This is a genomic window from Porphyromonas pogonae, assembly GCF_036320655.1.
Classification (GTDB): Bacteria; Bacteroidota; Bacteroidia; order Bacteroidales; family Porphyromonadaceae; genus Porphyromonas; species Porphyromonas pogonae.
Genome location: NZ_CP143258.1, coordinates 1,616,185 through 1,633,224, shown reverse-complemented (window position 1 = coordinate 1,633,224; position 17,040 = coordinate 1,616,185). Strand labels below are relative to the sequence as shown.

Annotated in this window: 10 protein-coding genes and 2 pseudogenes; 2 read left to right on the top strand and 10 right to left on the bottom strand. The window is 48.4% G+C overall.

The window, feature by feature from the left end:
• Positions 1-3 precede the first annotated feature (3 nt).
• From VYJ22_RS06285 to VYJ22_RS06250, 8 genes and pseudogenes are all read right to left on the bottom strand, one after another.
• Positions 4-786 (bottom strand): abortive infection family protein, encoded by a 783-nt coding sequence (locus VYJ22_RS06285; protein WP_329903061.1) that lies wholly within the window; start codon positions 784-786, stop codon positions 4-6.
• Complete coding sequence (locus tag VYJ22_RS06280) at positions 783-1,937, bottom strand: PDDEXK nuclease domain-containing protein (protein ID WP_329903059.1); 1,155 nt, start codon at positions 1,935-1,937, stop codon at positions 783-785. The genes VYJ22_RS06285 and VYJ22_RS06280 overlap by 4 nt, the downstream gene beginning before the upstream one ends.
• Positions 1,938-1,945: 8 nt before the next feature.
• Complete coding sequence (locus VYJ22_RS06275) at positions 1,946-3,589, bottom strand: HsdM family class I SAM-dependent methyltransferase (protein WP_329903058.1); 1,644 nt, start codon at positions 3,587-3,589, stop codon at positions 1,946-1,948.
• A gap of 4 nt (positions 3,590-3,593) precedes the next feature.
• Positions 3,594-6,782, bottom strand: coding sequence for a DEAD/DEAH box helicase family protein (locus VYJ22_RS06270; RefSeq protein ID WP_329903057.1), 3,189 nt, complete (start codon positions 6,780-6,782; stop codon positions 3,594-3,596).
• Positions 6,783-6,792: 10 nt separating this feature from the next.
• Entirely contained in the window at positions 6,793-6,987 is a 195-nt protein-coding gene (locus tag VYJ22_RS06265; RefSeq protein ID WP_096405012.1) for a helix-turn-helix transcriptional regulator, read from the bottom strand.
• A 335-nt stretch (positions 6,988-7,322) separates the two neighbouring features.
• Positions 7,323-11,579, bottom strand: a pseudogene (locus VYJ22_RS06260) (N-6 DNA methylase); the annotation flags it as partial.
• The gene (locus VYJ22_RS06255) at positions 11,569-12,021 is read right to left on the bottom strand and encodes a DUF1896 domain-containing protein (RefSeq protein ID WP_004371702.1); all 453 of its coding nucleotides are present in this window, start codon (positions 12,019-12,021) and stop codon (positions 11,569-11,571) included. The pseudogene VYJ22_RS06260 and the gene VYJ22_RS06255, both read right to left, overlap by 11 nt.
• Positions 12,022-12,185: 164 nt before the next feature.
• A pseudogene (locus VYJ22_RS06250) lies at positions 12,186-14,150 on the bottom strand (DNA topoisomerase); the annotation flags it as partial.
• A 67-nt stretch (positions 14,151-14,217) separates the two neighbouring features.
• On the opposite strand from VYJ22_RS06250, the gene VYJ22_RS06245 reads away from it, so the two are divergent.
• Positions 14,218-14,523 (top strand): helix-turn-helix domain-containing protein, encoded by a 306-nt coding sequence (locus VYJ22_RS06245; RefSeq protein ID WP_025072717.1) that lies wholly within the window; start codon positions 14,218-14,220, stop codon positions 14,521-14,523.
• Between the two features lie 74 nt (positions 14,524-14,597).
• Here the strand turns inward: VYJ22_RS06245 and VYJ22_RS06240 are convergent, their stop codons facing one another.
• Positions 14,598-14,960 carry a hypothetical protein gene (locus tag VYJ22_RS06240; RefSeq protein WP_004371696.1) on the bottom strand — a complete coding sequence of 121 codons (363 nt, stop codon included), beginning with the start codon at positions 14,958-14,960 and terminating at the stop codon, positions 14,598-14,600.
• Between the two features lie 12 nt (positions 14,961-14,972).
• The gene (locus VYJ22_RS06235; RefSeq protein WP_004371695.1) at positions 14,973-16,208 is read right to left on the bottom strand and encodes a site-specific integrase; all 1,236 of its coding nucleotides are present in this window, start codon (positions 16,206-16,208) and stop codon (positions 14,973-14,975) included.
• 368 nt (positions 16,209-16,576) lie between these two features.
• Here VYJ22_RS06235 and bcp point away from each other — a divergent pair, with 368 nt between their 5' ends.
• Entirely contained in the window at positions 16,577-17,032 is a 456-nt protein-coding gene (bcp, locus tag VYJ22_RS06230; RefSeq protein ID WP_407988684.1) for a thioredoxin-dependent thiol peroxidase, read from the top strand.
• Positions 17,033-17,040: the final 8 nt, after the last annotated feature.

The window sequence follows — 17,040 nt, the reverse complement described above, 5'->3', positions numbered from 1 at the left end:
TGATTAAAAAGGAAGTTCGTCATCAGAAATCGTCTCAGACTTATCAACCGATGGATAATTAGATTTATAGAAATTGAGAAGAAATAAACCAATAGTGGTTGTTACATTGACGACAAAGTAAGCATATACTGCATCTTTAATCATTAAATCTCCATCAGTTTTTCCATGAAATTCCGTCTTATCGCTACGTAAATCCTCTATCGCTTTCCCTGCATTTATTAGAGAACTGGCTAAAGTCTTTATCTCTTTTGGGAGATTCCCATTACTCTGCAATCCGAATGCTTTGCAGATATTCCCAATGAGTTTTGTCAGGGTCTCTTTTTCACTCCATATTACATTTATTCTTGAATCCTTCAGAATCTCCTTAATAATGCTTTCAAGGGCTGAGTTTGCTAATCCGATAGCGAGGCTTGGATCTGTCTCTACATTTCTAAATGCCTTTTCAAATGTTAGGCTTGCTGTTTCATAACTGGACTTTAATTCATTTTTGAAAGTTGGTATGCTTGGGATATAATCAGGAGTATCTATCCCCAAATCAATTGCAATCTTCAGTAATGTTTCGCCATCAACATTATGGAGTGTCTTTACTGCATCTATTTTCTTTTTTTCCTCATCTCTATAATAGAACTGGAAGTTCTCCCAAAAATTATTCCACCCCTGTTCTTCTTGATGCCATTTGCTTAAATACGCTTCAACATTTTCATAACTCCTGAATTGCTCAAATAAACTGGTACTTATCTTTTGAACTATATCCATTTGATATTTTGGAGAGATACTTTGGTTCATAGCAATTTCTTTAATTCGTCAATACTTGGCAGAGCTTTACGCAGTTTCTCTGGCATTTCTGCGGATGTCTTATAGGTTGCCACTCCCATAGGCTTGTCATATTGGCGTACCATGTACTCTGCATAGTTCTTGTTAGCACTTCTGCAAAGTACAATGCCAATCGTCGGATTTTCGTGTGGCTTGCGTATCTTATCGTCGGCAATGGCAAGATAGGCATTGAGTTGTCCAAGATAGGAGGTTTTGAACTCGCCTGTTTTCAACTCAATAATAACCAAAGCATTTAGTTCGCGATTAAAGAATACGAGGTCGGGGAAATGCTCTACGCCATATATCTCCATACGATATTGATTGCCAACAAAGGCGAAGTCATGCCCAAAGGTCATAATGAACTTCTTGATGTTGTGGATGATTTGCTGTTCCACCACACGCTCGTCAATATCCGCGGCATCACGCTCACCAATTTCTTCAACATTGATAAAGTTCAGCAGATACTCATCCTTAAATGCCATAACCGCCTTGCGTGCCAAATCTCCTTTACTGATAGTGGCTGTAAAGTTGTTGGGTATGTCGGACTGATGGTGGTAGTCGTCATTAGCCATCGCCTTCTTCAGAGTTTCCACTGACATGTGTTCCTCGGCACAGCGATGGATATAGTACAAACGTTCATCAAACGACTTAACTTTGGCAAGAATACGTGAGTGATGGGTGAATGGAACCTTGAAAAAATCGTCTATTGGGAAGTCTGCCGAATTTGTGAATTGCAACTCACGAATTGACAACTGAAAATCTTCGGAATTGTCTAAATCGTGAATCGCAATTAACGATTTATCCTTTTCTGCTTCGGCTTTCACAGATGTAGCATCCAATTCTTTCCATTCTTCATAGAAGATACGCATCAGTTTAAGACTATCTGCTGAATATCCTCGCAGTCCTGGCAGTAATTGGCGCAATCGGGTACTTATAGCTTCCAATGCACCAGTCCCCCAAACTCCTTGTCGAGTGTTAGCTGAAACATATTTGCCCACACTGAAATAGGTTGCCAACTGAATGCGATTAACACCTTTGGCTGCTTCATACTGTCCTTGCAGAATAGCGTTCTTTATGGTTTCAGCCGCAATTTCGTATGCTTGTGATATATGATGTTGCTCCATAATCTATTTTACTCGTTAAATTTCAAACTATCCAGCTGGCGCATGATTTCATTTTCAAGTCTGTGGCTTTCGGCAAACTGTTCTGTAAGCGTCTGACGGAAAGAAGCCATACGAGCCTTGAATTCTTCTTCGGTAATATCCACATAGTCAATCTTGATGTCGAAATACTGACCTGCGGAGAAACTATAGCCTTTTTCTTTAATCTCGTCAAATGAAGGTGTAACAGAGAAATCCTCCACGGCTTCTTTGTTGCGGAAAGTTTCTACAATTTTATCTATTTCCTCTGCACGTAATTTTGTTTTCTGTATGCCATTGTCTTTAATGGTCTCTCCAAGTTTGCTTGCATCTATCAATACAGGTTTGTCCACTCCTGACTTGTCGATGAAAACAACGCTTACATTTGTTCCTGTATTGGCAAAGATATTACTTGGCATACTCACAACGCCACGCAAAATAGATTTTTCTCCATCTACCAAATGCTTACGAATTTTGTAAGCGATACCGCTCTTGGCTGTGATGAATCCCGTAGGGACAACGATAGCCGCTTTGCCATCATCTTTCAGACTGTAAAGCAAATGTTGGAAGAAACAGAGATAAATCTCCATCCCCGCCTTGTTCTTGTTGGGGATATTGGGAACTCCTGCGAAGAAACGGCCCTTGTAGGTGTCATTCTTCAAATCACTATGATAGTCGGAGAAGTCGAGTTTGAAAGGTGGATTGCTGACAATGTAGTTAAACTTGCGCAAGGAACCATCCTCGTTCTTATGGAACGGATGTTTCAATGTGTTGCCCTGTATGACATGTGTGAGCGAGTGGCTCATGCTGTTGAGTATCAGGTTCAGCATCATCATTGTAGACGACTTGTCGCTGATGTCCTGTGTGTAAACGGTGCAGTTCTGCTCGCCAATGGCATGAGCCAAGGCGATAACCAATGTACCCGTTCCGGCGGAGGGGTCGTAGCATGTAACACTTCTCACATCTTCACAAGGGGCAACAAGCAGTTTTGCCATGATTGCGGCAATGGAGTGAGGAGTGTAGTATTCAGCATAGTTACCCCCACCATTGGCATTGTAATCCTTGATAAGATATTCGAATATCGTAGAGAAAAAATCATAGCCTGCCTCAAAAGCATTCTCAAAGGAGAAACTTGCCACATCACCAATCAGTGAACGACAGAAAGCATTTTTCTTGTTCGTTCCACCGGACACCACATCTGAAATAGGTTTCATAATGGATATTCTCGTTTCGTCCTCATTGAGAATATAGAAAATCTCCTCATTTTCATTAGCGATACTCTCCAATGTGGAATCAAACAGCTCCGCAAACTTATCCTCATTCTGCCTTTTGGCAAGGAAAGGTATCAGGTGTTCCTTTTTCAGAATGATAGTGTCAAACATGCTGTCGCACATTTCCTCGTATTCATCTTCAGTCATAGCATCCAAAGCTGCAAAGAAATCATCAGCCGTTGCCAAATCAGGCTTTTCTTTCTTTGCCTCGTAAATAAACTTGTCGTTGAGGAACTTATAAAGGAAAGTTTCTACGATGACTACATACTCGTTGCCACTTCCTGCCAAGCCGTTATTGGTAGTGGTGCTCTTCAACCTATCAATAAGAGCATATGTTTGCTGTTTTATTTCTTCTATATTGCTCATGTCTTTATCTTGTTACTTGGTATTCTCTGTTGATAACCTCACTTACATATTTCCGCACTTCACGATCGGTGTTGATTTGCCCTTCTTTGAAATGGCGTGTAACGTATGTAAGTATGTTTCTCTTGAAGTAAGCAGGTACTTCAAGTATTGCCTGATTATGGAAATACACATCATCCACATCCTCCTTGATGGCAAGGAGGACAACGGTCATTTTCTCTTTTTCTTCTGTCCAAGCATAATTACGAGGCAATGTCTTATGCTCAACCTCTTCCTTGTCTTTTTCTTTCAGGCGTTTCTCCACTCGCACGAACTTTGTATCACCATTATATTTAATGGCTTCCAAGGCATCACGTTCGTTCAATCGCTTGATGCGCTTCAAAATATCATTGACATTCTGGACTTTATCGTGCATATTGAATTCTTCCTGTGATTCCATTTCCTTCCTGCGGAAAAGTCGGAGAAACTCTTCCAAAATGGAGCGGTATTCAGGGTCTTCGGTATCCATACATGCTTGCAACTGCCTACGTGCATGCTCTACCGACTGCCTGTATTGCTCCTGTATCTCCAACTCTCCCTCTCCCCGTTTCTCAAAGGAAAACTCGATGTTCTCTAAAGCCACGTTAAGAAGTTGGCGAGTATTGGATTTCTCGTCAGCATTATCAATAAAGCCCAGCAAGTCCAAACGATTTCGGGCAGCTTTTATTAAGTTGTGGATGTCACTGATTTCAACGACTGCCTCTACCTCAGAACCTTGTGCGGTAAGCATATTCTGCAAACTGCGCATATCTTCAAGTGAACGCACAATGCTGCGGACCACTTCTCGGTCGTCCTCCATGTTGAGTTGTCGGGAGAATATCTCAGGATTCCCCAACTCGTAGGGGTCAAGCACTTTTCTTGCCTCATCAACTCTTGATTTGGCTTCCTCCATAGTTACAAGAAGCCGGTCGGTATGCTTGAGGTTGTCTTTCCCTACCTCATACTCAAGCTCCTCTTGGTATTCTCGGTTGGTCTTGCTGTATTCCTCCTCTATGTTGGCAAAGTCCACCACGTAGCCATACTTTATTTCTTTGTAAGGTCGATTGACACGGGTCAACGTCTGGAGCAGATTGTGCTCCTTAACCATACGGTGCAGGTAGAGCTTCTTTAGACGAGGTGCATCAAAACCCGTTTGAAGCATTTGAAACACGATAAGCAAATCTATCTTACCGTCTTTGAAAAGTTCTATCCACTTTGCTCTTGTTTCCTTGTCAAAGCTGTCATAGGTTATCAGTGCCGCACGATAGCAGCCTTTTCTGCAAGGGGTCTTCTTGACCTCCATCTCTCCTGCGCTGATACTGCGATATACCGTTGCTCCATCCTCGTCCCTTTCATTGTCAAGTTCGGTTTCATCGGCATACTTTTCAAGGAAGAGCCGGTACATCATTTGCGCTTGCTCCTTGCTATTGCATACCACCATACCACCCAAAGTGTTGTCTTCGTTTTTGACACGAAACTGCTGCAAGTCATTTATCACATAGTCAAGGAGGGGCTGAACGTATGTCCTGTGTGCATATACATCGCTTTCCCTAACGCTATGAGCCTTTACACGAATGCTGTTCAAAGCCTCTTGCAACCTGATCTTGTAATTGGAGCCAATATCTTCCCGTATCAGGCGACGCGTATAGCCGTCCGCAATGGAGGCATTGTAGAAATAAGTGTGTATGTAATCTCCAAAAATGTCTTTCGTGTTGTATTCCTTGCTGATGATGGGTGTACCCGTCAAAGCTATTTTCACAGCATTGCTGTCGCTGGATATAAGATTTTTCAGGAAACATCCATCAGGACTGTAATTGCGGTGCGCTTCATCAATGAAGTAGATGCGCTGCACAGGAACATTATAGGCGTTCTTTGGCAAAGCCTTTGAGTCGTTGGAAAACTTTTGTATATTCACGACGGTTATCTCCGACTTGCCCTCCCTGTTCTGTGTGGTCAGTCCGCTACTGATAATCTTTGCGAAATCATCTTTTGTCTGCACCGAATTGACTTTTAGCCCCCTATATGAAAACTCTCTTTGGGTTTGTATCATCAAGTCCAAGCGGTCAACAATAAAAAAGAATTGGGGAACAATTCCTTTCGAGGAATAATAGTCCGTCAGATACTTTACGTTGTAAAAAGACAAGGCAGTCTTGCCACTTCCTTGCGTGTGCCAAATAATACCCTTTGTCTTTCCAGCCTCCAAATGGCGTTCAATGGCTTTGGTCGCAAACAGTTGCGGATAGCGCATGATATGCTTTTGGAGTCCATTTGTGTAATCCACATAAGCAATGCCGTATTTCAACAGAAAGTGGAAGCGATTGAAAGAGAACAGACTGTCGCATATACGCTTGGTTGGGGTGTTGGCAAGGCAATTTGTTTTGTACTCGCTGCTGTTCTTGTATTGAGGCACATTGTTATCACGCAACAGAATTTCCTCCTCTTGCAGAGTTACTTGCCGAATGTGCCGTTCTATGGGGAAGCTGTCCTGTCCTTCCTCACGGAAACAGTTATATTTGGTATTTTTCTTACCGATTGTGGCATAAAAAGCACCGATAGTTGGAGTTACCTCGTTGCTGTCGTACTCCATGTCATTGCTAAACACCATAATTTGGGTGAGGTTAAGGAAACGCCTGTATTTGGGATTTACGAAGCGTTGTTTCATACGGTCGGTTTCCGCCTGTATTCCTTTGTGATTGTTCTCTTTCTTTACTTCAATAAAAGCCAAAGGCAACCCATTTACAAAAAGAGTAATGTCTGGGCGATAGTTGTCACTATCCTTATCGCCACATGTCATTTCAGTAGTTACTTGGAAAGTATTGTTCTTGTAGAAATTTGCAGGTGAGGACAAGTCTATGATTCTCTCGCCTGTATTAAGCAGGATTTCATTATAGAATTGTCGTCCCAAATCATCATTCATTAGTGAAGACTGTATCTTTGCAAGCAGCTTTCCAGCCGCTCCGTTTTCTACATTTGGATTGAGCTTATTGTAGGCTTCCGTGAAATAGTCTGTCAGAATATTCGTGAGAGGGTCAAACTCCGTCTTAGGAGCAATAACATACTTTGTTTTCAGACCTTTAAGGGAAACATACTTGAATCCCATGCCCATAAGGTGCATAAGAGTTGGAAATTTCACTCTGCTGTCCTCGCTGAAAGCTGACTTTGATATTTTTTCTTCCATACCTGCTTACTTATTTATCGACAATTAAGTCCTTGATATTCACGGATAGATATTCTGCAATTTTATTCAGCAAGTCTAAAGAAGGCTGTTTGCGATTGCTGCAATACGCATTGATTGTGCTGAAACTCTTGCCAAGTTCCTTTGCCAATTGCGTTTGGGAAACTTCTTTTTCCACAAGTACGAGTTTTATTCTGTTTAGTTTCATCTTCCGAGCCTTTGATTTACAAATATCAAATGCAAAGATAATGATTGTATTTCACTAAACCGCTTGTTTTGTGCTATATTTATGGCTGTATGCTATCTTTTTAGCCGTTTGTAGTTATTGAAAAGCAAAAAATATGGAGCAACAAGTTTTTTCTTCAATTCTTACAGCTTTTCATCGGGAAATGATTATCTTTGCACCATAAGATTAAGTGCTCTTTGAAGTAATGCAGAATAAAGAAGGGGAGAGAAACTCGCTCGTTTCCAACTCGTAACCCTTTTATCCTTTATTCTTTCTTATCCTATTGATTATCTGAAAGATACAAAATTATTGAATCTTTTGCGGGCATAGTCCGTGGCGATAAGCATCTTCGCCTTTTCTTCCGTTTCCGAAAGCGGCAGCCTGCCCAACAGGGTGGCATCGCCCGTCTTGGCGAACTGCATCAGCTTCTGAATGAAGTCCTCCTGCTCCGGCGTGGGCGGTATGTGGTGCAGTATCTCGTTCTTGGCGGGGCGGTCAACGCCCACATCCTCCGCCGTTCGGTAGTCCGTAATCTCATTATAGAAGGCGGCAAGCTCCGGCACTTTGATGAAGTATCGGAAACGCTCCTTCTGCACCACGTTGTTCGTCACGTTGAACTCAAAATCCGTCGTCTTCTTGGCGAATATCGCCGCCCAAGCGTCGAAACACCGGATATCCTGCCGTTCCAGCTCCTTCGGGCGCAGGTACTTGAACAGCAGATACAATTCAGTCAGCGAGTTGCTGATGGTCGTGCCGGAGAGGAACGTAGCTCCCAAATCTTTGCCCGTGCGCTCCTGTATGGTGCGTATGGCAAAGAGCATGTTCAACGCCTTCTGGCTTCCCTCGCTGTTTCCCAGCCCCGCCACACGGTCGTGTCGTGTATTGAAAGTCAGATTTTTGAACTGGTGGCTCTCATCTATGAAGATGTGGTCGATGCCCATCTGCTTGAAATCCACCACGTCGTCCGTGCGTGACTTTATGGCGTGTTCCACCTTCTCCAGCTTCGCTTCAAGGTTGTGCTTGCGCTTCTCCAATCCTTTCAGCATCGCCCGCGACACGTTCTTTCCCTGCTGGCGCAGCACTTCGAGGTTTTCCTCCACCGTGTCAAGCTCCGCTTGCAGGATGCGCTGCTGCAACTCCGGCGACTGCGGTATCTTGCCGAACTGGTCGTGCGACATGATGACACAATCGTAGTCGTTGTTCTTGATATTGTTGAAGAAACGCACGCGGTTGGCGGTCGAAAAGTCCTTTTCCGAAGCGTACAGAATACGTGCGTTGGGATATGCCGCCTGATAGGTGGCGGCAATCTCCGCGACATTGGCTTTCAGCCCGATAATCATCGGCTTGTGCGCCAGATTCAGACGCTTCATTTCATGTGCGGCGATACACATAATCAGCGTCTTGCCGGTTCCCACCTCATGGTCACAAATTCCGCCGCCGTTCTGTTTCAGCATCCAGACACAATCCATCTGCGAGGGATAGACGCTCCTGATGCCCCGGCTTGCCAAGCCTTTCAGATTGAGGTCGGGGAAAGTCTGGTGCGAGCCGTCATACTTCGGGCGCACGAAACAGTTGAACTTGCGGTTATACATCGTCGTCAGCCGCTCCTTGAACTGTGGCGACTGCTCTTCGAGCCATTCGGAGAATCCGTTTCGTATCTCGTCAATCTTGGCGTTGGCGAGCTGTATTCCCTCGCTGTCGCGCACCTTGATGTCGTTGCCATGCTCGTCCTTGCCGATGGACTTCATCATGTCGGGGCAGGTGTTGTGCAGGGCGTGTTTCAGAAGGTGCATACCGTCATAGTTCCGGTAATACCCCTTCACCAGAAACTCGTCCGTGATTTTCATGGTGCGGTAGCCGCACGCCACCGAAAACTCGTCCATGCTGGCGGAGTAGGCGATTTTCACCTCTGTGTCAAACAGCCGGCTCATGTAGGCGGCATAGACACCCGTCGGAATCCAGCGTTCCCCGAAATTGAAGTCCAGATCCTCGAAGGCGATGCGCGGCGGTTCGGCTTCTTTCAGAGCCTCCAACGCCTGCTTCACCTCCGGCATACGTTCACTTTCGGGGTTTTCGCCCATCCAAGCCTCTATGCGTTCCGCCTTCTCTATCACGTTTCCGGCAATAAAGCGGTCCTTAATCTCGTAACCGGTTACGAGCGGATTGTAATAGATACGTTCTTGCAGGGCTGTGAGCAACTCCTCCGCCGTGCTGTCGGTTATCTCCCGCATATAGTCGAGATTGACCGTGCCATATTTGTTGAGCGACGCGGACAAGGCTTCTTCGGGAGAGCCTACGTTGGCATGGCTCTCCACGGAGAAGGAAACAGGACGATCGAAGATGTCCGCCTTGACAAACTTCCCGTTCTCCGCCCGTTCCAGCGAAAGGATGTCACGCCCTCCCGCGTCCATCATCACCAGCTTCACGTTCTGCTTGGCGTTGAGGTTGCCGTAACGCATGACGAACTCATCGTAACAGGTGTTCAGATGCTCACGCCACTGGACATTTGCTTCGTGTAGGTTCGATTCATAGCGGTACAGCCGCTCGTAGGCGTCACGGAGTAAAACATACTGTAACGCCTTCTCCTTCTGGTAGCCTTTCAGGTCGAGCGGCTGGAATGTGGCCCCGTAAGGCGTGATGTCCTTCAGATAGCCGATGTTGCGGCGCGCCCTGTCAGCCACCAGCGAGCCTTCGCGCAGGTGCATCTCCGGCGTGCGGTGGTAGGCACGCGGAGAAAGGTCCACGACTTCCTCCTTCGGCTTTTCCGCTTCGATGTCGGGGAAAAGTGAAGTCGCCACCGCTTCCACTTGAGCATCGGTAGCAGCAGGCGTGGCGGCAACTTTCGGCTGTGTTTCCTCCTGTCGTGGTTGCTCTCGGGAAGTTTCCGGCACAGCTTTCACTTCCGTCTTTTCCGCCGCCACTTGTTTCTCGTTATGCTGTCTTGCCAGCTCCCGAAGTTCCTTCCTGCGTTCCGGCGTCAAACCCATCATCATTTCATAGAAGCCGTTGATGGGAGGATTGGTATCCCAGTCCAACGTGGCATAGATGTCGTCAGGGTCGGCAGGCTTGGCGGCATTGTCCGTTTTCGCCTCCTTGTTTTCCGTAACATTCTGTGTGGTCTGCGGCTTGGACGGAATGCGCCTTGTCGGGCTTTCCTTTTTCGCCGCCTTTTTCTTTTTGGCGGTTTTCGGTTGTTGACTGACTTCTTCCGTCATCCCCCAGAGGTCGAGCAAGGATAGCTGCACACCGTCAGAATATTTCGGACGTGGCTCTATCTCCGGTTTTTCCTCAACGGGTTGCGGTTTTTCTGTCGGAGTTTCCACCGTCTGCGCCGAAGATACCGTTTCCAATTTTATAGCAGGACGCTCTACCTCCTTTTGAACGGTAACTTTTTCTTCCGTTCCCGACTGCCGGATTGTTCCCGAATACAGACGCATGGCGAGCCTGTAATGGAAATCCTCGTCAAGCATACGGCGCAAGTCCCCGGATATGCCTGCGGTCTTGCCCTCGTGCAGATAGACCATAGCGGGTTTCCCGTAGGGGTCGGTGTCAAGTTTCGCCGTCGTATGCACGATGCGTTCCGGGTGGTGGATGAAATAGGCGTTGTCCGTCAGGTCGGTTTTCGTATCCGTCTGTATCACGGTCATCAGCCGTTCGTCCTGCGACATTTCCTTCTTGTTCAGGTGCTTTTGCAGGACAATCAGGTCGCTGCCCACCTCCGTGCCCGCGTTGTCCGTGAACAGGTTGTTGGGCAGGCGTACCGCGGATACCAGATTAGCCTGCCGGAAAAGTTCGTTACGCACGGAGGTCTTGGTGCTGTTCAATACCCCCTGCGAGGTGATAAACGCCACGATACCGCCGTCACGCACGGTATCAAGCCCTTTGAGGAAAAAATAGTTGTGTATGGCGTTCTGGGCGGAGCGTCTGCCGAAGGAATCGCTACGCTGAAACTCCGCGTCGAACACGGCGATGTCACCGAACGGGATGTTAGATACCGCCAAGTCGAAATAATTGTTGAAAGGCTTTTCAATTTTCTCAAAACCGCAGGTGCGCATTTTATGGTCTGGATATAGATGCCGCAGGATTGTCCCCGTGAGCAGATCCTTCTCGAAAGCCATCACATCCGCATCGGGGCTGTGCCGCAGCACGGAATCCACGAACACGCCTACACCTGCCGACGGTTCGAGCATACGGGCGGGGCGGACGCTGTAATCCGCCAGCATGTCCGCGAGGGTGTCAGTTATCTCTTTTGGGGTGTAGAAAGCGGTCAGCACGGATGCTTTCAGCGAATCCACAAACCGCTTGTATTCCGTTTCGTCCTTGCTGTTCTCACGGATGAGCCTGTGCAACTCCACCGTCGGGGCGAACAGTTCGAGGTCGGATTTCGCCCACCGGACGGCATCCGTCAGTTCCTTGGCAGGGTTCAGGATACATTTCAGACCGCCGAAACCGCAGTACCTTTGAAGTATGGCACGCTCTTCGGTTGTCGCCGCTCTCTGTTCCCTGTCAAGGATGAATGCCGTCCGTATCGCCTCGATGTTGTCCCGTAGTTTCTGTTTGCGGTTAAACGCCATATTCCCCGATGTAAAGGACGGTTGCCCCCGTCAGCTCCGTATAGAGCAGGTCGTAATCGGAAGACAGGGCGAAGTTGTCGTCCGAAAGGTCATAGACGGAGAACACGTTGCCGACAAGCGGCAGGAGTTTATGGATAAAGGCTTCTTGTTTCTCTTCCGGCACTTCGTTGGCAAACTCGTTCTCCACGACTTCGTGGAGCATGGCGTACCGGGAATAGTGCAACCCGCGCAGCAGTGTTTCCATCGCCAGTTCCTGCGCACCGTCGGTGGGATAGCCTTCAATCCGCGCCTTTTCATACGTTTCGGCGGCACGATCGGCGCGTTCCCGTATGAAAGCGGTGTCGGTAGCCTGTTCAAACTTGTTCGTGCGGAGGTAGTCCATCAGGTACAGACCGTAATAGGAAAAGTCGGACTGCCCTTCGTTGTTCTTCTTGTTGTTCATTACTTTGGAGTTTAGTGGATTGATATTTAACGGGATAATCGGTTGGAAAAAAGGAAGAAAAAGGCACTCGGTATCCCTCCGAGTGCCGCCACTAAATCCAAAGTATGAGTGTAATCCGGTATCGAAGAACAATTCATTACTCTGAACAAGTGGCAAAGTTAATACTATTTCTTCCGTCCTGAAAATTTCTTGCCCTTTTTAGCCTCCGGGAACACGAACGTCGTGTTATATTCCCCGTCAAAGGCGACGACGGCATCGAAGCTCTTGCCCTGTTTGCTCTTGAAGCCTTTGAGCAGCTGGGTATGCCCTTCGGTGAGCAGGTCTTTGATTTCATCGTCGGACAGGGTGCGTCCCGCTTTCAGCCGGAACACGGGAAGCCCGCACTCCGTGTTGTCGCAGCGTACCACCTTGCCGTAGAACCGCATCCTGCCCGTGCCGCACTTGGGACACGCGCAACCGGAATCGCGGCTGCCGAAGAGTTTGTCGCATGAGAGCAGTTCGGAGGTAATCTCCCGCGTGTACGCCTCTATCTTTTTGCGGAAGGTATCGGCGGACAGCTCCCCACGCTCGATGCGTGCCAGTTCCTTCTCCCATTCGCCTGTCATGGCGACATCGGCGATGCGCATCGTCTTCACCACGGAATTGAGTGCAAGCCCCTTTTCGGTGGGGACAAGCAATTTCTTGCAGCGTTCCATGTAACCGCGCTTGAAGAGCGTTTCGATGATGGAGGCGCGTGTGGCGGGAGTACCGATGCCGCAGTCCTTCATCGCCTGCCGCAGTGCGTCATCCTCGATTTCCTTGCCCGCCGTTTCCATTGCGGACAGCAGGGTGGCTTCGGTATGTAGCGGCTTGGGCTTGGTCTTCCCTTCTGTGATGGAAGAGGCTTTCAGTGTCAGCGTGTCGCCTTCCTGCCAGCCGGGAATGGTGGTTTCCTCCTTGTTTTCCTCGCCATAGACAGCACGCCATCCGGCTTGCCTGATGACGCTGCCTTTCACGGTAAACTCCACTCCGGCACATTCCGCCATGACAGCGGTCACGTCCTTGACGCATTTTTCAGAGAATGCCTCGACCATGCGCCCGGCAATCATCTGATAGATGGTATTGTCCTCTTTGGAGAGGAAGAGCGGTTTCTCACCCGTGACGAGTAGGGCATGGTGGTCTGTCACCTTGCCGCCGTCTACGCTGCGGCGTGTCGGGATGGCTTTTGCCCGCACCTTGTCTTTCCATTCGTGCTGTGTGCCGATGAAAGCGAGCAGTTTGGGAATTTCGGCAAACACGTCTTCGGGGATGTAGCGGCTACCCGTTCTCGGATAGGTTATCAGCTTCTTCTCGTAGAGCTTCTGCGCGATTTCAAGCGTCTGCTCCGCCGTGAAGCCGTGCTTGGCGTTGGCTTCTTTCTGAAGCGTGGTCAGGTCGTACAGCAACGGGGTATCCTCCGTTTTCTCCTTGCGCTCGGCTTTCGTTACCGTTGCGAAGCCTGCCGCCTTTACCTTATTATATAGCTCCGTTGCCGGTTCTTTCGACTTCCATTTTTCAGAGGATGAGAATTTCACGACCTTGCCGTCGCAACCGTCCGTTGCGATATGGAGTTGCCAGAAGGCTTCGGGCGTGAAGCGGCGGTTCTCCCAGTAGCGTTCACATACCATAGCCAACGTTGGTGTCTGCACCCGCCCCACGGAGTATGTGCCGTGTCCGGCGGCGATGGAGAGAGCCTGCGTGCCGTTGATGCCCACGAGCCAGTCGGATTCGCTTCGCGCTTTGGCGGCGAGGTATAGGTTGTCATACTTGCCGCCGTCTTCGAGGTTGCGCAATCCCTCGCGGATAGCCTTGTCGGTGAGCGAGCTTATCCACAGGCGCACGAAAGGAGTGGTACTGCCCGTGTAGTGGTAGAGGTAGCGGAAGATAAGTTCACCCTCGCGTCCGGCATCGGTTGCCACGATGATTTGGTCGCTGGTGCCGAACAGCCTTTTGATTGTTTTTATCTGCGACACCACGCCGCTATCGGGCTTGTAGCCTTTCTCCGTCCTGACCTGACGGGGGACGAGCGTGAAGGTGTCGGGGATAATCGGGAGGTTGTCACGGACGAAACCGCGCACGCCGTAGCCATCGGGCATGGCGAGCTGGACAAGGCGCTTATCGGTACACTCTATCCGCACGGCAGATGATTTGATTTATTTACCCACTGAATCCGAAGTTATGATAAACGAGAACAACGATGTTTTTACGATGGAAGACGAGCCGATAGCCTCTGTGATGCAGGATATGCGCAAAGGCTCAAAATGGCTGTCCGCATTTCTGGAGAATTACCGTCCTCCGCTGGACGGGGAGCGTTACCTGACGGACGGCGAGGTGGCGGAACTGCTCCGTGTAAGCCGACGCACCTTGCAGGAATACCGCAACAACCGCGTGTTGCCCTTCATACTTTTGGGAGGGAAGGTGCTTTACCCGGAAACGGGGTTGCGCGAGGTACTGGAAGCGAACTACCGCAAGCCGCTGGAGTGACGCTGGCATGAAAAAGGAAACGGGCGACACCTTTTGTGGTGCTGCCCGTTTCTTGTCTTATGGGGTATGCGCAATCAGCAATACCCAGTTTTTCCGTTCTGTATGAACATCACGTATGCCTGCCGTTTCTCTTGTGAGAGTGCCTTTCCCACCAGCCATGTGCGAAACAGGTGGGTGTTGTAGGTGTTCAGCCGGAAGGCGACGGGTATGATGATTTCAAGCGCGTACACGTCCGCGTACAGCCCGTTTTCAAGTTGCATGTAACGGCATACCTTGTAGTCGTTCAGCACGTCCGACTTGCGGACAGCTTTGATGGCGGCGTTCACTGCCGGGACGGTCGTATGGAACAGTCCGGCGATTTCGGTGGCGGCCATCCATACGTCGTTACCGGTTACGCTGACCGCCTTGTTATCTATGATGATTATGTCACGTTTCATGGCTCCTCTTTTTTAGATGGTGCAACCTGCAAATTCCTCAATGCCGCTCAATCTTGCCACAAGGTTCTCCATGTCCTGATTGAGTTTCTCTTTCGTTATCTTAGCGTAAATCTGCGTCGTCTTTATGCTCTTGTGTCCGAGCATGGAACTGACGGTTTCGATGGGTACGCCGTTGGAGAGGAATACCGTCGTGGCTGCCGTGTGGCGGCTCTGATGCCACGTGATATGCTTGGTGATGCCGCAACGCTTGGCGACGGCACGGATACCGGCAAGGCACGTGTTATAATGCGGTACGGGGAATATCCTGCCGTCCTCGCACAGCCCCCGGTATTTGCCGATTATGCGGTTGGCGATGTCGAGCAGGCGGATGTTGGACACCACGCCCGTTTTCTGGCGGTTGATGTTTATCCACTCGTGTTCGTCGAAGTAGGTGCGGATATTCTCTTCTGTGAGGCTGCGCATATCCGAAAACGATAACCCGGTGAAGGCGCAGAACAGGTAGAGGTCACGGTACAGTTCTTGTTTGGCGTTTTTCAGTTTCCCGTCCATCAGCAGGCGTATTTCCTCTTTGGTCAGGAAACTGCGTGTCGTTTCCTCCTTCTTGATTTCATACTCGCGGAACGGGTCGCGTGTCAGCCACTCGTTGTTGATGGCGATGAAAACCATCGTCCGTAGCGGGCAGACATACAGCCACACGGTATTGGTGCAGCAGTGCTTGTCCGTGCGCAGGAACATCTCGAAATCGGAGATGAAAGCCGGGGTAAGCTCTTTCAGGGCGATGTCCTTCACATGGTAGCGGATGTCGAGGAACTCTTGCAGGTGCTTGTAAACGGTGCGGTACTTCAACAGCGTGCCTTTGGCTTTCATGCCTGCCTCCACCTGTTTCTCGTAGTCCTCGTTGTGCTGGCGGAACACCTGCATAAGTGTATGATGGCGGTGTTCCAGTCCAAGAAATGCGTTCTTGACTTTCTCCGCTGTGACGAAATTATCACGCTCCATGATTTCCTGATAGTGCCTGTTGATGCGTACCCGCATCTTGTCAAGCATACGGTTCGTTTCGAGTGCCGCCGTGCTTCTGCCCGTGACACGTCCACCTTTGGTGTCCCACAATTTCGGATCGACAGTCAGCTTGCAGCTGAACTGCGTTTGGCTGCCGTCAACTGTGATGCGTCCCATGACGGGAACTGTCCCGTCCTTTTTCACTACCTGACGCTTGAGGTAGTAGATTACTGAAAATGTACTCTTCATTGTCCTTAATTTTTTGGTTTCAAAATTAGTTGGTGAAGAGTCCGGTGTCGGTACGCAAAACGGAGAGGAACGGCGCAATCTTTTTCCGTAACCGGATTTTTCGCGTGAGTTGTCGGTAACTCACTATTCCTTAGTGTCTTGTTTCGCCCTCCGTGCCCGTTTGTCGCATTTTCGGGCATGGTTACGAACAAGTAACGTTGCGGCGTCAGGATTTGGCTTCGGCAGGGATTGTAATGGCTTCACGAATTATCGCCACTTCAACTAAAACCCTTGTAACTCAATTCTATCACTATATCTTTCCGCATTTCACTTTTTTGTAGTAACTTTGTTATGACAGGACAATATTACTTCATAAAAAATCTATACAAATGCAAATAGGAGATAAAGCGCCTGACTTATTGGGTAAAGATCAGGATGGCAAAGAAATAAGACTATCAGATTATCCGGGTAAAAAAATAGCCTTATATTTTTATCCGAAAGACAATACATCCGGTTGTACCGCAGAAGCCTGTAGTTTACGCGATGGAATAGGAGCCCTCTCAGCTCAAGGCTATCAGATAATAGGAGTGAGTAAAGACTCGGCCAAGAGTCATAAAGGATTCATCGAGAAACACAGTCTACCATTCCCTCTCATTGCAGATACGGAAACCTCGCTTCAACAAGCTTTTGGTGTATGGGTAGAGAAAAGCATGTACGGCCGCAAGTATATGGGTACAGAGCGTACTACATTCATCATCAATGAATCGGGCACAATTGAGCGTATATTTAGAGGAAAGGAAGTCAAAACCAAAGATCACGCAGATCAAATACTCTCAGATAAATAAAGAATATT

What these genes read in the sequence shown, in the direction of transcription:
- VYJ22_RS06285 (WP_329903061.1), bottom strand. Translation starts at nt 786, where the DNA reads ATGAACCAAAGTATCTCTCCAAAATATCAAATGGATATAGTTCAAAAG.
- VYJ22_RS06280 (WP_329903059.1), bottom strand. Translation starts at nt 1,937, where the DNA reads ATGGAGCAACATCATATATCACAAGCATACGAAATTGCGGCTGAAACC.
- VYJ22_RS06275 (WP_329903058.1), bottom strand. Translation starts at nt 3,589, where the DNA reads ATGAGCAATATAGAAGAAATAAAACAGCAAACATATGCTCTTATTGAT.
- VYJ22_RS06270 (WP_329903057.1), bottom strand. Translation starts at nt 6,782, where the DNA reads ATGGAAGAAAAAATATCAAAGTCAGCTTTCAGCGAGGACAGCAGAGTG.
- VYJ22_RS06265 (WP_096405012.1), bottom strand. Translation starts at nt 6,987, where the DNA reads ATGAAACTAAACAGAATAAAACTCGTACTTGTGGAAAAAGAAGTTTCC.
- VYJ22_RS06255 (WP_004371702.1), bottom strand. Translation starts at nt 12,021, where the DNA reads ATGAACAACAAGAAGAACAACGAAGGGCAGTCCGACTTTTCCTATTAC.
- VYJ22_RS06245 (WP_025072717.1), top strand. Translation starts at nt 14,218, where the DNA reads ATGATAAACGAGAACAACGATGTTTTTACGATGGAAGACGAGCCGATA.
- VYJ22_RS06240 (WP_004371696.1), bottom strand. Translation starts at nt 14,960, where the DNA reads ATGAAACGTGACATAATCATCATAGATAACAAGGCGGTCAGCGTAACC.
- VYJ22_RS06235 (WP_004371695.1), bottom strand. Translation starts at nt 16,208, where the DNA reads ATGAAGAGTACATTTTCAGTAATCTACTACCTCAAGCGTCAGGTAGTG.
- bcp (WP_407988684.1), top strand. Translation starts at nt 16,577, where the DNA reads ATGCAAATAGGAGATAAAGCGCCTGACTTATTGGGTAAAGATCAGGAT.